This is a genomic window from Streptomyces sp. NPDC001832, assembly GCF_040297265.1.
In the GTDB taxonomy this organism is placed as follows: Bacteria; Actinomycetota; Actinomycetes; order Streptomycetales; family Streptomycetaceae; genus Streptomyces.
On sequence record NZ_JBEOYU010000060.1, the window covers coordinates 1 to 14,560 of the forward strand.

At 68.8% G+C, this 14,560-nt stretch carries 11 protein-coding genes and 1 pseudogene; 6 read left to right on the forward strand and 6 right to left on the reverse strand.

The features are described 5' to 3' along the window. The 5 genes from ABT115_RS28730 to ABT115_RS28750 all read left to right on the forward strand — a co-directional run. Window positions 1-237: phosphopantetheine-binding protein (locus ABT115_RS28730; protein ID WP_351795756.1), on the forward strand; the 237-nt coding region annotated here is incomplete at its 5' end. A gap of 3 nt (window positions 238-240) precedes the next feature. Further along, on the forward strand, window positions 241-1,638 hold the full coding sequence (locus tag ABT115_RS28735) for a condensation domain-containing protein (protein ID WP_351795759.1): 1,398 nt from the start codon (window positions 241-243) through the stop codon (window positions 1,636-1,638). Continuing rightward, window positions 1,635-2,393 carry an aspartyl/asparaginyl beta-hydroxylase domain-containing protein gene (locus ABT115_RS28740; protein ID WP_351795762.1) on the forward strand — a complete coding sequence of 253 codons (759 nt, stop codon included), beginning with the start codon at window positions 1,635-1,637 and terminating at the stop codon, window positions 2,391-2,393. The genes ABT115_RS28735 and ABT115_RS28740 overlap by 4 nt, the downstream gene beginning before the upstream one ends. Before the next feature lie 2 nt (window positions 2,394-2,395). After that, window positions 2,396-3,631 (forward strand): cytochrome P450, encoded by a 1,236-nt coding sequence (locus ABT115_RS28745; RefSeq protein WP_351795765.1) that lies wholly within the window; start codon window positions 2,396-2,398, stop codon window positions 3,629-3,631. Window positions 3,632-3,686: 55 nt separating this feature from the next. Beyond that, window positions 3,687-4,994 carry an MFS transporter gene (locus ABT115_RS28750; RefSeq protein WP_351795768.1) on the forward strand — a complete coding sequence of 436 codons (1,308 nt, stop codon included), beginning with the start codon at window positions 3,687-3,689 and terminating at the stop codon, window positions 4,992-4,994. Between the two features lie 562 nt (window positions 4,995-5,556). On the opposite strand, the gene ABT115_RS28755 is transcribed toward ABT115_RS28750, so the two are convergent. The 5 genes from ABT115_RS28755 to ABT115_RS28775 form a co-directional block, all read right to left on the reverse strand. Further along, window positions 5,557-6,846 (reverse strand): ATP-grasp domain-containing protein, encoded by a 1,290-nt coding sequence (locus ABT115_RS28755; RefSeq protein WP_351795771.1) that lies wholly within the window; start codon window positions 6,844-6,846, stop codon window positions 5,557-5,559. Window positions 6,847-6,848: 2 nt separating this feature from the next. After that, entirely contained in the window at window positions 6,849-10,001 is a 3,153-nt protein-coding gene (locus ABT115_RS28760) for an AMP-binding protein (protein WP_351795774.1), read from the reverse strand. 178 nt (window positions 10,002-10,179) lie between these two features. Then, a complete protein-coding gene (locus ABT115_RS28765) occupies window positions 10,180-11,043 on the reverse strand; it encodes a sugar phosphate isomerase/epimerase family protein (RefSeq protein WP_351795777.1) in 864 nt (287 codons plus the stop codon). Window positions 11,044-11,111: 68 nt separating this feature from the next. Further along, complete coding sequence (locus ABT115_RS28770) at window positions 11,112-12,077, reverse strand: fatty acid desaturase family protein (RefSeq protein ID WP_351795780.1); 966 nt, start codon at window positions 12,075-12,077, stop codon at window positions 11,112-11,114. A gap of 119 nt (window positions 12,078-12,196) precedes the next feature. Further along, window positions 12,197-12,421 carry an MbtH family protein gene (locus ABT115_RS28775; protein WP_351795807.1) on the reverse strand — a complete coding sequence of 75 codons (225 nt, stop codon included), beginning with the start codon at window positions 12,419-12,421 and terminating at the stop codon, window positions 12,197-12,199. Window positions 12,422-12,585: 164 nt separating this feature from the next. Here ABT115_RS28775 and ABT115_RS28780 point away from each other — a divergent pair, with 164 nt between their 5' ends. Continuing rightward, window positions 12,586-13,020 carry an integrase gene (locus ABT115_RS28780; RefSeq protein WP_351795783.1) on the forward strand — a complete coding sequence of 145 codons (435 nt, stop codon included), beginning with the start codon at window positions 12,586-12,588 and terminating at the stop codon, window positions 13,018-13,020. A gap of 154 nt (window positions 13,021-13,174) precedes the next feature. Here the strand turns inward: ABT115_RS28780 and ABT115_RS28785 are convergent. Then, window positions 13,175-14,509 (reverse strand): annotated as a pseudogene (locus ABT115_RS28785) (helicase-related protein); the annotation flags it as partial. Window positions 14,510-14,560 lie beyond the last annotated feature (51 nt).

Genomic DNA, 14,560 nt, shown 5'->3' on the forward strand with positions numbered 1-14,560 from the left:
GCGGAGATCCTGCGGGTGGAGTCGGTGTCGTTGGACGACAACTTCTTCGATCTGGGTGGTCATTCGCTGCTCGCGACGCGCCTCGTCAACCGCATCCGCACCACCCTCAGCGCCGATTTCAGCCTCCGCCAGCTCTTCGACACCCCCACGGTGGCCGCCCTCGCCGAGGCCGTCGAACGCCACGAGTCCCTCACGGCCGCCCGCCCGCGCCTGGTGCGCCGCGACAGGCAGGGGTGAGGCATGCTCGCACTGTCCCACTCCCAGCGCCGGCTGTGGACCTTCCACCAGCAGGAGGGCCCGCACGCCGCGTACAACGTTCACGTCGTCCTGCGTCTGTCCGGCGCCTTGGACGCCTCGGCCCTGGAACGTGCGCTCGCCGACGTCCTGGGCCGGCATGAGGTCCTGCGGACGGTACTGCGGGACACGGGCGACGGCCCGCGGCAGGAGATCTTGCCCGAGGACGCCGTCGGACCGCTGCTCACGCCGCTGCCGTGCGGCACGAGCCGTTTCGAGGACCTGCTGAGGGACGGCACCGCGCTCGACCCCGCCTTAGCGGAGGTGCTCGACCGGCCCTTCGACCTCAACGGCGACGTACTGCTGCGCACCTGGCTGATCCAGCTCGTGGCCGATGAGCACGCCCTCGTTCTGGTCATGCACCACGCGGTGCACGACGGCTGGTCGATGGGGCCGTTGCTGCGGGATCTGGAGGCGGCGTACAACGCGCGGGCGGCAGGCGGTGCTCCCACGTGGGAGCCGCTGCCGGTGCAGTACGCGGACTACACCCTGTGGCAGCAGGACCTGCTGGGCGACGAGAACGACCCGGAGAGCGTCGCCGGACGTCAACTCGCCCACTGGCGTGCGGCTCTGAAGGGAATCCCCGAAGAGCTCGCGCTGGCGTACGACCGCCCCCGGCCCGTTGTCCCCACGTACGCGGTCCATGGGATCGCCTTCGGCATCGCTGCCGGGACGCACGCCGCGCTCCTCGACCTGGCCCGGCACAGCCGGGCCACCTTGTCGATGGTGCTCCAGGCCGCAGTGGCCGCGCTGCTGAAAGGACAGGGTGCGGGCAGCGACATCCCGCTCGGCACCGACATGTCGGGCCGCACTGACGAGGCGCTCGACGACCTGGTCGGATTCTTCGTCAACACCCTCGTCCTCCGCGTCGACGCCTCCGGTGACCCGACGTTCCGCGACCTCGTCGAACGGGTGCGGGACGTGTGCCTGTCCGCGTACGACCACCAGGATCTGCCCTTCGAGATGCTGGCCGAGGACCTCGCCCCGGCCCGCACCCGCGCACGCCATCCGCTGTTCCAGACGGTGGTCAAGCTCCACAACGGCGACGAGACGCAACTGCCCCTCCGGCTGGCCGGGCTGGGCTGCGCACGTGAACCCGTCGCGACGACCGCCCTGCGCTACGACCTTGCCTGGGACTTCGTCGAGGTGGCGGGGCCGGCCGGGAACGGGGCCGTCGGCGGAAGCCTCACAGCCCACCTCACCTACGCCACCGACCTGTTCGACCGGCGGACGGCCGAGGGGATGAGGGACGGCCTGATCCGGCTCCTGGACACCGTCGCCGCAGACCCCGAGAGCCCCGTACGCCACATCCACCACCACACCGAGCCCAGGGGAGAACGGTGACACCCGAGATCGACGACCTTTTCGCTGCCATCAGGGCTGAGCACGGCAGCAGCGCGCTCGACCGCGTCGAGGAGATGCTCGAACCGCGCCGGCGCAGCGAGACACGCCACCCCCTCCAGCAGGACGCCAAGTGGGTGCTGCCCGGGATATCCCAGACGCCCTGGCATGACCCGTACACCTACCCCGAACTCACGCCGCTGGTCACCGCGCTGGAGTCCCACCACGCCCAGATCAAGGCCGACCAGGAGCGTGCCTGGGCGGACCGGCGGGACAGCTTCTCGGACTACGAGCACTACCTCGTACGCCAGCAGAACTGGCAGGCCCTCTACCTCTACCGCGACGGCGCCCTGGTCGAGGACTCACAGTGCGTAGCACCCACCGCGTATCGAGTGTTGAAGGAACACGCCGTCGACACGGAGGTGATCTGCCCTCTGCTCGAGTCCCACTTCTCGACGCTGCTGCCGGGCGCTTCCATCAAGCCGCACTGCGACCTGTGGAACTTCAGCATCAATCTGCACCTGGCCATCGACATCCCCCAGGGCGCGGGCCTCCGCGTCGCCGAAGAGGCGCGTACCTGGGACGAGGGCAAGTGCCTTCTGTTCGACTACTCCTTCGAGCACGAGGCGTGGAACGGCAACGACACGCGGACCCGCACCTGCCTGCTCGCCGATCTGTGGCACCCCGAGACCACGGCCGCGGAGCGGCTTGCGCTGACCGCACTCATGAGGGAAATCCAGAAGATGATGGCGGGCTGACCATGGCGACCACCAACGACCTCGCGCGGAGCGCGCTGCTCCGCACCGACCTGGCCGATCCGCGGATGTTCGCCGAGAACGACTACCACCGGACCTTCCGGTACCTGCGCGAGTACGACCCGGTGCACTGGAACCCCGACGGCGTCGAACCGGGCTTCTGGTCGGTCACCCGGTACGACGACTGCCAGGCCGTCCTCAAGAACACGAAGGTCTTCAGCTCGGCCGTCACCACCAACACGCTGGGCCAGCAGCGCTGGCACGGCGACGAGGGCGCGGGGCGGATGCTCACCCACACCGATGCCCCCCGCCACACCGAGCTGCGCCAGATCGTCAACAAGTCCTTCACCCCGCGGGCCGTCGCCGGGCTCGAACCGTACCTGCGCTCCGTCGTCGCCCAGGCCCTCGACCGCGCGCTCGACGCGGGCGAGTGCGACCTGGTGGATGTCGTCGCGCTGCTTCCCGTGGCGTCCGTCGCCGCGCTGCTCGGCGTCCCGCAGGACGACTGGGAGCCGCTGCTCATCCTGACCACGGCCGCCTTCGGCTCCGCCGACCAGGATGTGCAGACGTCGCCCAGCGCCCGTGCGAGCGCCGCCCAGGCCCATGCCCAGCTGCTCCTCTACTGCCAGGACCTGATGCACCAGCGCGCCCAGGAGCCGCGGGACGACATCTGCACGAGCCTGGTCGAGGCACAGCGTGCGGGGACGCTCACCGAAGAGGACGCGATGCTCTTCTTCGACCTGCTGCTGCTCGGCGGCAACGAGACCACCCGGCACGGGGCGGTCGGGGCCGTGCTCGGCCTCATGGAGTTCCCCGACCAGTGGCAGCTGCTGCGCACCGACCGGTCCCTGCTCACTCCGGCAGTGGGCGAGGTACTGCGCTGGGCCTCACCGAGCAAGCACGTCCTGCGCCACGCGGTGCAAGACGTGGAGATCGGCGGACAGTCAGTCGAGGCCGGGCAGGACGTCGTGGTCTGGCACTTCTCGGCCAACCGGGACAAACGAGTCTTCACGGACCCGGACCGCTTCGACGTGTCCCGCAATCCCAACCCCCACCTGGGTCTCGGTGCTGGTTCGCACTACTGTCTCGGGGCATCGCTCGCGACCCTGGAACTGCGCGTCTTCCTCGACGAACTGTGCGACAGGGTGGGCTTCGCCGAGATGCTGCAGCCTCCCGCGCGGCTGGCCTCGACGGTCATCAGCGGCTTCAAGAGCCTGCGGCTGAGGTTGACCCCGCCCTGAGTCGGCTACCGCACTGCACGAGCACCTGTATTTGTGACAACAGATAGGCAGAACAGTGACGCAAGAACCAGTGATCGAGGACCGGCCTGGGCAAGTCGATCGCCCCACGGTATGGCGCAGCAGGAACTTCCTGCTGCTGTGGGGCGGGCAGACTGTCGCCGAGCTGGGCTCGCGCATATCCAGCGTCGCGGTCCCCCTGCTCGCCGCCGAGACACTCGACGCGAGCATCTTTCAGATCTCGCTCCTGACCACTCTTGCCTGGCTGCCGTACCTGCTGATCTCCCTGCCGGCCGGACTCATCGCCGACCGGGTCGACCAGCGCAAGCTGATGATCGCCTGCGACCTGGGCCGCATGGCCCTGATGCTGTCGCTGCCCGTTGCCGCGGCCGCCGGGGCGTTGAGCCTAGGGCTCCTCTACGCCGTCATCCTGGTCTCGGGCGTACTGACCGTGCTGTTCAACGTGGCCTACCGGTCGAAATTGCCGCGCCTGCTGGAGGAGCACCAGCTCGTCGACGGCAACGCCAAGCTCACCATGAGCCAGGACCTGGGCGAGCTGGTGGGCCCGTCGATCGGCGGTGTGCTGATCGGGGTCCTCGGCGCCGCCAGGACCTTCTTCACCAACGGCCTCGCCTACCTGATCAGTGCCGTCACGCTGTGGCTGATCCGGGTCGAGCCCGTCGACCGGGCGGCTCAGAACGCCGAGGAGCGCAGGCCGCTGCGCGCCGAGCTGACGGAGGGGATCGCCTTCATCAGCCGGCATCCCATCCTGCGCAGCCTGCTGCTGTGCAGCACGACGTCCAACTTCTTCGTCATGGCCTCCGGGTCCATCGAAGTCACCTTCATGGTGCGGGAGCTGGATGCCCCCTCGTGGCTCGTCGGCGTCGTGTTCAGCATCAGCGCCGTCGGCGGCCTGGTGATCGGCGCCCTGACCAAGCGCATCTCGGACCGGGTGGGCACCGCCCGCATCATCTGGGTGGCCATGGTCGCTCCCGGCCCGCTGTATCTGTGCATGCCGCTGGCCCAGCCCGGCTGGGGCGTTCTGCTGTACGGCATCGGTCTTGCTGCGTTCTCTGCCAACATCGTGCTGTACAGCGTTGCCGCCACCTCGTACCGACAGCGCGTCACCCCGTCCCACATGCTCGGCAGGGTCAACGCCTCCGTCCTGTGGGTCTGCTACGGCGCCATCCCGCTGGGCGCCCTGACCGGTGGAGCCCTCGCCAGCACGCTCGGCCTGCGGACCGCGCTGTGGATCTGCGTCCTCGGCACGTGGAGCGCCGCCCTGTGGGTCTTCTTCTCGCCGCTGCGCACGATGCGCGACCTGCCCGAAAGCCGTGCCGCCGCCCCCAAGCCCGCAGGAGGCTGAGAAAGGCGGACCACCGAATCCGGACAACCGGACAGGCCAGGCGATGTCCGACCTGGTATGCGCGTCATCCCGGCACGAGCCGGAACGACGCGCATTTCGTGCTGTCCCGGTGATCGGCTCCCGGGACGGGGCGGGCAGCACCGAGGCTGGACGGAGCGGTGGAGGCGCGTATGCGAGCGGGTCGCGTGGCGCGCTTTGCGGCCAGCCGCTCGCTGCTCGGCGCGAACACGGATGGACGCGGATCTGCAGGGTGGACGGATGCTGATCTGCAGGGTGAACAGACGCGGACCTGCAGGTCGGACGGATGCAGACCCTCAGAGCGACATTCTCGCCGGGCCGGCGCACATCCTGGGGCCGTCCCGGACAGGGCACTGCCGACCAGGCGCGTGACGCGTCGGCCTCCCCGGCACTCATGGCCGGAACCGGAGACGTGACGCGGTCCACCGGAGGCGGTCGCCGAGAGGGGGAGCGGCAGGCAGACGCTGACGACGAAGGGCTGACCTCAGTCCTGAGGCCAGCCCTTTCATGCGCCAGTCATGCGCCCGAGTGCGTGTACGTACGGTCAGTGCTCGGGCAGTTCCAGGCCGCCGATGCGCCGCACGCCGTCCGAGAACCGGAACTCGAAGGTGAGCGCGGCGCGGGCCTCCTCGATCGTCCGCACCATCGCCTCGTGGCTCTCGGCGACCCCCGAGATCGTGTCCAGGGTCAGGGTCGTGGACCCGCCGGGAAGCTCGTCGCCCGGGCGGACGAAGTTCCGGTACGTGGTGACGCCCGGAATTCTGCGGACCGCGTCGGCCCCGTGGACGGCCTCAAGTCGCCCGGGGCGCACCGGGGCGATGTTGTTGTACTGGTAGTGGACCTTGCCTCCGAAGTCGAAGGGCGGGAGGTACGGCTGCTCGCCCAGGGCCATCAGCCCGCCGATGCGAACGAGGTCTACGCCGCACGCCTGGCGCGCCATCATGTTGACGTGGGCGGAGATGCGCCCGTTGATCTCGATGATGCCCGGCCCGTCGGGGGTGAGTTTCACCTCGGTGTGGGTGAAGCCGCAGTCGGACCCGACCGCCTCCAGGGCGCGGGTGACCAGATCGCAGATCTCCTGCTCCTGCGCGAGCGGCAGATGGCTGGGCCAGACCCTGCCGGTCCCCCGGAACGGGGGGACGACAGGCGTCTTGCCGGTGAGGACGAAGTGGGTGATGCCGGCAGGGGTGCAGATGCTCTCGACCGACACGTAGTCCCCGAACGGATCGCTCGGCCGCCCCTGCAGGAATTCCTCGATCACGAAGGGCCTCCACGATCCGGCCGCGTGCAGCTCAGTGAGGCGCTCCAGGACTTCCGCGGCCTCCTCCGGCGAGGAGATCGCGTAGGTGTCCTGGCTGCTCCAGCCCGTGGCCGGCTTGACGATGGCCGGCAGGCCGACCTCCTCCAGAGCGCTCGGCCAGTCGTCCAGGACCTCGACGACACCCGTGCGCGTCCGGTCGACGCCCGCCTCCCTGAGGACGCGCCGCTGTAGACCCTTGTCGGTGAAGATGCGGGCCGTGCGGACGGACTGGCCGGGCAGACCCATGGCGGCTGCCAGCTCGGCGGCGGGGCGGATCAGCCTTTCGCTGAAGGTGAGCACCGCGTCGGGACCGATATCGCGGACCGACTCCGCGTCGGCCGTCGGGTCTCTCGTGAGCGGGCAGGTCCGGCCCAGCTGCTCGATGACTGGCCGCATCTGCTCCACGTGCGCGGAGCCCTGTGGCAGCAGGAAGGCGATGTCGCCGAGTGGAGCGAGACCGGTGCCGATCTCGCCCGCGGGCACCGCTCCGGCGTCGTACAGGACGGCGAACAGCGGTCGGGTTCGCGTGGTCATGATCAGATCCCCCTGCCAGCCGGGACGGCTGCGGTTGCTGGACTCGACGGATTGGCCACCAGGGCTGCCAGCGCCTGCTGCAGTGCACCGGCATAGGCCTCGACCGAGTCCCTGGGCACGGATTCGGGATCGAAGCCGATGCGCACCTGGCCTCTGTCGCCGCTGATCTCCAGGCTGACGTGGAAAGGGAAGCTGGGCTTGCCTCGGCGCCACCAGTGGCGCGTCGGCAGGGCTTCCAGGCGGTCGAGCTCCTGGTAGGCATGGAAGTTCATGAAGTTGAAGGTGACGTCGAACGCTGGCCTTCCCAGCCTCTCCACGATCTTTCCCTGCGGGTACGCGCGGTGCTGCGCGCCTTCCCGTTCGGCGTCGGCCGCGATCCTGGCCAGCCCCGCCCAGGTCGTGTCCAGGGCGTGGAAACGCAGGGGAAGCGTGTTCAGGAAGAGCCCGGTCGCCACGTCGGAGCCGACGCTCTCCGGCCGGGTATCGTACACCACGCCGGTGACGATGTCGCGGTCGCGCCCGGTCCACACACCCAGCGCCTGCGCGTGTGCGGCGAGGGCCAGTGACTTGACGGAGACTCCGAGCATCCGCGCCACGCCCGTCAGCCCTGCCACGAGCGCGGTGTCGACGTCGAAGTCGTGGCGTTCCTGTGATCCGGGCAAATGCCCGGGCCCGTTGAAGAGCAGTGGTTCCACGTCGGCCTGATCGAGCCAGTGCCGTTCGGATGCCTCGGAGTTTAGGGCCTTCTGCTCTGCAACGACGAAGTCGTGCTGCACGGCGGACGGCACTGGCGGCAGCTCGGCGTGCGGCATTCCGAGCCCGGCGCAGTAGAGTGTCATCAGCTCCACGGCCAGGCGGCTGAAGCTCCAGCCGTCGAGAATGGCGTGGTGCGCCGCCAGTACGATGCGGAACGACTCCGGCCGCACCACCACATGACAGCGGGCCAGCGAGGGGGCTCGCCAGTTGATCGGCATGTCGATCCGGTTGTGGCACCAGTCGTGGACGAGTGCGTCGGCTTCTTCGGCGGTCGCGCACCGGTCGATGCTCAGGGGCAGCTCGGCCCGCTCCTGGACCAACTGCACGGGAGCGGAGACCCCGTCGAACGCGAAAGACGTGCGCAGGGCCGGGTGGCGGTGCACGAGCTGCGTGAGCGCGGCACGGAAGGCAGCCTCGTCGAAGCGTGCACAGACCTCCCAGCCGTCCATGACGTGGTAGAGCAGCGCGTCCTGGCTGAGCTCGCAGAGGTAGACCATGCCGACCTGGAGGGCCGAGGCGGGCAGGGCGTCCTCGAGGCCTTCCGGCAGGACGGCCCGGTCCGCTGCGCCGAGGAGGGAAAACGGCGCGCTGCCGGTCTCCTCGGCGGGGACACCCGTGTCCGGGGCGGTCAGGGCCTCGGACACGGTGGGCGAGCTGATCACGCCCCGGACCGTCTGATGAATCAGCAGATCCCGCAGGGTCATCGGAATGCCCAGCTTCCGGGCCCGGTTCACGACGCGTACAGCGATCAGCGAATCCCCGCCGTACGCGTAGAAGTTGCTGTCCATCCCGAAGTCCGGCACGGACAGGCACTGCCTGACGACGGCCAGCAGCGCGGCGTCCGGGGCGGCCCCGACAGTGCTCTGCGCGTCCGCCGCGTCAGCCTCCTGAGCGGCACGGTGCCGTACGGCCAACTCTTTGCACGCCTGACGGTCCACCTTGCCGCTCACGTTGAGCGGCAACTGCTCGCGGCACACCGAGTACTTGGGGATCATGTGGGCCGGCAGGCGGCCGCTCAGCCGGGAGTGCAGCTCGACTCCGTCCGTCGGCGGACCGACGTAGACGGCCGCCAGCTGCAGGTCGTCCGACGGGCCGGGCACCGCGACCACGGCCACCTCGGTGAAGTCCGTGTGGGCCAGCAGCGCCGACTCGATCTCCTCCAGCTCCACGCGCCTGCCGAGTACCTTGACCTGGTTGTCCAGTCGGCCCAGGTGGACGAGGTCGCCCTCCTCCAGGCCGACCCGGTCGCCGGTGCGATACCAGGCGTCCTCACCCGGGGGTTCGTGCACCGTGCCTGGGTGCACGAACCGGCCCCGATCGTCGGCAGGGTCCAGGTAGCCGGTGAACCGCTGTGGGCCACGCACCTGCAGCTCGCCGTCGGACGAGACCCGGTGCTCCAGATGGGGATAGATCCGTCCGATCGGAACCGTGCCGTTGCTGGTTGCGGGCCAGTCGGCGCGCTCACGCGGCAGCCGGAACGCCGACACCGTCACGGTCAGCTCGGTCGGCCCGTAGAGGTTCTCCACCGTGCTGCCGGGAGCGGCGCGCGCCCAGTCCGCTGCCTGCGCCAGGGTGAGCTGTGCGCCGGCGAACAGGCTCCAGCGCAGCCCGGGCATCGCGCCTGCCGCGAGGTTTCCCGTCCGCCCGGCCACAGCCGCGAGCGCGGGCACCGAGTACCAGTGGGTGATGCGTTGCTCGTTGACGAACCGCACCGGTTCGAGGAGCGACTCCTGGGACGGCACGACGAGTACGGCACCGGCCCCCCAAGCCACGAACATGTCGAAGACGGAGGGATCGAAGGTCAGGTCGAAGGTCTGCGAGAGTCGGCATCCGGGACTCACCTCGTAGCGCGCGATGTTGTACCGCACGAAGGCGTCGACATTGCCGTGCCGGATCGGCACGCCCTTGGGCCGGCCGGTGGACCCTGAGGTGAACAGCACGTACGCCACGTCGTCAAGTCCGACCGCCGGGTCGTCCAAAGGTGCGTCGGCCGGCGCCACGGGGGCCTGGAGCAGGTGGGGGCCCAGGGACACCACCGGCAGTCCGCACTCCTTGGCGAAGCGGGTGTCCTGAAGGCCGTCGGTCACCACCACGTCGAGTCCCGCGGTCTCGGCGATGAGCCGGTTCCGATCCACCGGGTTGGTGGCGTTGAGAGGGACCACGGTCCCGCCGGCGCGCAGCGTTCCGAGGTAGGCGGCGTAGGTGGCCACGCGACGCGAGGCCAGGAGCCCCACTCTGGGCGGGCGGCCCCCCGGGCCCCGCAGGTGCCGCGCCGCTTCCCGGGAAGCGGCGTCGAGCTCGGCGTAGGTCAGGCATGCGCCGTCGACGATCAGCGCGGGTTCGTCGGGCACCGTCTCGACGCTGGCGGCGAACCAGCCATGAAGCGTTTTCGGGGGCATAACCATGTCCTTATGTCTCGTGGGAGGAGCGGACCGTGTCCGTCGCCTGCGCCGTGTCCGGGCCGGCGGGGGGCGACCGCGGCCGACCGCGGCCGACCGCGGGCAGAGAGCCCCGCCCTCTGCCCGCACGCAGCAGCACGCGGGTCCGGTTGGGCTACGGCGACCTCTGTGGCACGTCCTAGACGCCGGCCGACACGGGAACGTCCGCGTCGGCCTCGGCGTTCCACATCGCCCGCAGGTAGTCGATGCCCGCCCCGACACTGGCGTTCCTGGTCTCAAAGGCGATGACGCCGGACCAGTTCTTGGCGCGAATGGCATCGGTGAGCTCCCGCACCGACAGTGTGCCGTCGCCGAGGCCGAGGTGCGCGTCCTGGTTGCCCTCGTTGTTGCTCAGGGAGAGGGCGGCGATCGACGGCGCGAAGGCTTCGAAGGCCGGCAGCGCGAGGGACTGGTTCACGTTCGCGTGGCCCACGTCCAGCACGAACTTCACCTGGGGGATCGCATCCAGGACCGTCGCGAAGTCGGCTTCCCGCGTGAAGACGTACGAGAAGGGACGAAACTTGGGGTAGTAGGACAGGTTCTCCAGCCACACCTCGACACCCTTGTCCGCGGCCTCACGCTCGATCACGGAGAGCAGGGAGGTGAACCTCTCCAGCGCGGCATCGCGGTGTGCCTTGGTCGGCCGGGGCTCGACGAAGGCACCTCCGTGGATGACCAGCGCAGTGGCTTCGATCCGGGTCGCAAGGTCTATCTCTGACCGCACGTAGTCGAGCGACGCCTTCCGGACCTCCGGAATCTCCGAGGCCAGAGGGGCACGGAAGTTGCCGTGCAGGATCGGCGAAAGGCCGCGCTCCGCGGCATCCTCCACCAGTTTCCGGCTCCGCTCCTGCGACCAGTTGTGCGGCATGTCCTCCATCAGGCTCGCGTCGACGTACCAGTGGCTGCAGCGCTCGTCCTGCGCCGCCTCGAGCCCTTCCTCGGCGGTCAGGTACCGCTGTACCGCCACGCCGGTTGCGAACGGGAGGGACCATGCGTCATTCATGCTGTTCACCTTGAACTCACCTCTGCATAGGGTGCGCCGCGCTTGCCGATGGCGTGGGGCGAGGGCTGTTAAGGCTCGACCGTCCCGGTGGGGGCGGGACGGCGGCCCTTCGAACGGTTGGCCACTACTTCCCGGAGTACCGTCCCGTAGAAGGACCAGTAGCTGTCGTCGGTGTAGGCGGCGAACTGCTTGACAAGTCCGTGCCGCTCGGGCAGGCGGTTGATGGGAACGTTCATCGCGGCGTGGTGCTCGACGTGCAGGTTGTTGCCGTTCGTGAACCAGGTGCTGAACCTGCTGCCACTGATCGACCGAGTATTGCGCAGCACGTCGGTGGTGTCGTCCTCGCAGTAGATGTGCTCCGGCAGTTCGACGAGGAAGTGCAGCGGCGTCGCCACCACGAGCCACGGCAGGAGCCACAGCTGCACGACGAGCGAGCCGAAGCCGGCCGCCGAGAGGGCAGCCGCGGTTACGACGACCAGGGACATCAGCCGGTACTCGGCGATGCTGGCGCGACAAATGCGTTCGGAGACCTGGCCGTTCTCGTACCGCCAGGTTCCACGCCAGCTCCGGTAGGCCGCAACGGCGACGGACCCCAGTCGCTTGTAGTCGAAGAGACTGCTGAGCAGCGCCCGCACCGTCAGCGGCTGCCGCTTGTCGAAACCAAAGAACTCACTGTCCTGGTAGGTACCCAGGTACCGGTGATGCTGCAGGTGCCGGATGCGGTAGTGACTGTACGAAACCATCATGGGCAGTCCGAGTGCCACCCCGACTGGACGGTGCAGACCGACCTTCAGGAACGCTGAATGATGCAGGCACTGGTGCTGGAGCTCCACCATGTGCGTGTACAGGAACCCGAGGACCACAATTCCGGCGATCGTGCACACGGTGATTCCGGTCAGCACCAGGGACACCCCCGCTGCACCCAGCGCGAGAACAATGGCCAGCTTGGTCAGGAAAACCCTCTGATCGAGCGCTGCGGGCCGTGCGCGCTGAAATATCGGCTCCGGCGTGGTGTGGTCTATCGGCTGAGACACGACGTCAACTCCTCATGGACAGGGTGCGCGTGAATGTGAGTCGAAGCGCGGAGGGCTCTGCTGATTCGGGCACCATGAAATTCTGGGGGATTAGGGGTTAGTGTCTGGGCGCTGGCGCGTCAGACGACGCCCGTGGCCGCCCGCTCGCCTTGTAGCAGACTGGCGGGGCGAAGGTCCGTCCAGTTGCGTTCGATGTACGACAGGCATTCCTGCCTGCTTTCCGGGCCGAAGACGGCTTGCCAACCAGCGGGAACCTCACGCCAGTCGGGCCACAGCGAGTGCTGGTTCTCGTCGTTCACCACGACAAGAAAAATTCCTTCTTCCTCGTCAAACGGACTCGCCATGTCACACTCTTTTCGCGTCGTATAATTCATTCGGCAGAATGGATTCGGTAGGCGTGATCGTAATGACGGCGAGCAATGGCCGAGGGCACAAGCACCGGCAACTTGGGGGCAGTTTACGGACGTCTCCGCTGCCGTCCAGCGCGGCCCGGGCCATCCGGCAGCACATGGCGCAGTTCGCGCCGGTGCCGGTCACGCTGCCCTGGGACGACCCGACTCCGGTCGAGACGCTGGTGGAGGCCAAACACCGGCGGCCGAGGAACTACAGCCTCTTGGTGACGGGACGCGAACGGAAGGCCATCAACCGGAACTACTTCAACTCCTACGTGTGGAAGCCCGCTCTGGCCACGGCGGTTGTGATCGCCCCGCTGGACGAGGGCAGCACCGACGGTGCTCGCGTGTGGGAGCCGTCCCGGGAGCACGGCTTCCACGCCATGCGCCACTTCTACGCCTCCGAGGAACTGGAGGCTGGCGAATCGGTCGTCTCCCTGGCACGCTGGCTGGGGCACTCCGACCTCGGGTTCACATTGCGGAAGTACTCCCACTTCCTGCCCCGCGCCGGTGCACGGGGCAGCGCTGCCATCGACGCGATTTTCGCGTAGCCGCGGCCGGTCGGCAGAGCCCGTGGAGCGTGGCCCGTAGCCCGCCGCAGGCCCTAAGTCCCAGAGAAGTCCCAGAGATGCCGCCGCACCTCATCCTGGCCCGCTACTGCGGGGATGAGGGGCACGCCGCTGCGGGAAGGCTGCGACGCTCGGGTCACTGGACGTTCGAGAAGCGGTTCGGTTCCGCCAGAACGGCGCGTGCGCCGTCGAAGTCGGCCAGTCTCGCCGACAGGGTCGCCATGGCCAGTCGTCGGGGGAGCGCTGCCGAGAACTTCAGGCCGCGCGCTGCACGCTGGTCGACTTCGGGCAGGACGAGTGCCGGACCTGCCTGTACGGCGTCGAGTGCGGCGCGCCACATGTCCGGACTCAGGTCCTCCCGCAGCCGCAGGCAGCAGTCCGTCGGCCGCTGAACCGGGTCGGCGATGGACGACAGGGTCGCGCCCAACGTCGCATTGGCCCGGTACCCCGCCCATGTCCACCAGCGGATGTCGGTTCCGCGCCGCGCGATCAGCGTCCCGCCAGGATGGACGAGGTGCGGGGCGTCCTCGTCGCGCCACTCCTGGAGGCAGACTTCCGCTCGTCGGGTGAGTGAGACGTCCGGATCGGCACCCAGGAGGACATCCCGCATGGCGCGCGTCAGCGCGTACGAGAGTCCGACGAGTGTGCCTCCGGACCACTTGGCGATCCCACCGCTTTCCACCGGCTCGACGAAGACCCGCTTACGTCCCCAGTCGATGAACGTCACCTGCCAGCTGCGGCCCGCCAACAGCAGGCGTCGCGGGCCTGGGCGTTCCTCGGTGAGTAGGGACGGATCCATCCGGCCGATCTCGGTGCGACCGGACAGGACGGTGAACTGTGGTGGCGCGGTGAAGGATGCGGTCAGTTCGATGAAGTGGCGTCGGCCGAAACGTCGTTCGGCCTCGGGGCCGATGAAGAGCATGCCTCCGTCGGTGTCGAGGAAGCCTTCCTCTGCCAGATGACGCAGGACGGGAGCGGCGGAACGGTCGAAGGGCGCCAGGCCGTTCCACTGCTCGGACCACACGTGATCGCCCAGCTTGTGCTCCTGGAGCGTGGCGGCGAGCAGTTGCTGCGCGACGAGGTGGCGCGGCTCGGGCGGTGCGACGACCGGTTCGACCCGGCCGCGGCCCCAGAGAAGCAGCAACGCGGCGGCTTGCAGCAGGCCGTCCTTGCGGGTGGCCAGGAACAGGCAGTTCCGGATGCTTCCCGCGCGACGCCCCGTACGGCCGACGCGTTGGAGGAACGAGGCGACGGTGCTGGGTGAATCGATCTGGACGACTCGGTCGAGGTCGCCGACGTCGATGCCCAGCTCCAGGGTGGACGTGGCCACGATGACACAGTCACGGGCCTCGGCGAACGCCTGCTCGGACCGGGCCCGCTCATCGACCGAGAGGGAGGCATGGGAAAGGAATACGGTGACGTCACGTGCCCGGAGCGCCGCGCCCAATTCTTCGACCTGCCGTCGGGATTCGCGGGAGCTTCCGCGCCAGCCTGAGCAGCGAGTTCGCGCTCGTCGGGATGG

Coding starts and splice junctions, on each gene's coding strand:
- ABT115_RS28760 (WP_351795774.1), bottom strand. CDS start 10,001: ATGCCCCCGAAAACGCTTCATGGCTGGTTCGCCGCCAGCGTCGAGACG.
- ABT115_RS28775 (WP_351795807.1), bottom strand. CDS start 12,421: ATGGCGAGTCCGTTTGACGAGGAAGAAGGAATTTTTCTTGTCGTGGTG.
- ABT115_RS28735 (WP_351795759.1), top strand. CDS start 241: ATGCTCGCACTGTCCCACTCCCAGCGCCGGCTGTGGACCTTCCACCAG.
- ABT115_RS28745 (WP_351795765.1), top strand. CDS start 2,396: ATGGCGACCACCAACGACCTCGCGCGGAGCGCGCTGCTCCGCACCGAC.
- ABT115_RS28755 (WP_351795771.1), bottom strand. CDS start 6,846: ATGACCACGCGAACCCGACCGCTGTTCGCCGTCCTGTACGACGCCGGA.
- ABT115_RS28765 (WP_351795777.1), bottom strand. CDS start 11,043: ATGAATGACGCATGGTCCCTCCCGTTCGCAACCGGCGTGGCGGTACAG.
- ABT115_RS28780 (WP_351795783.1), top strand. CDS start 12,586: ATGGCGCAGTTCGCGCCGGTGCCGGTCACGCTGCCCTGGGACGACCCG.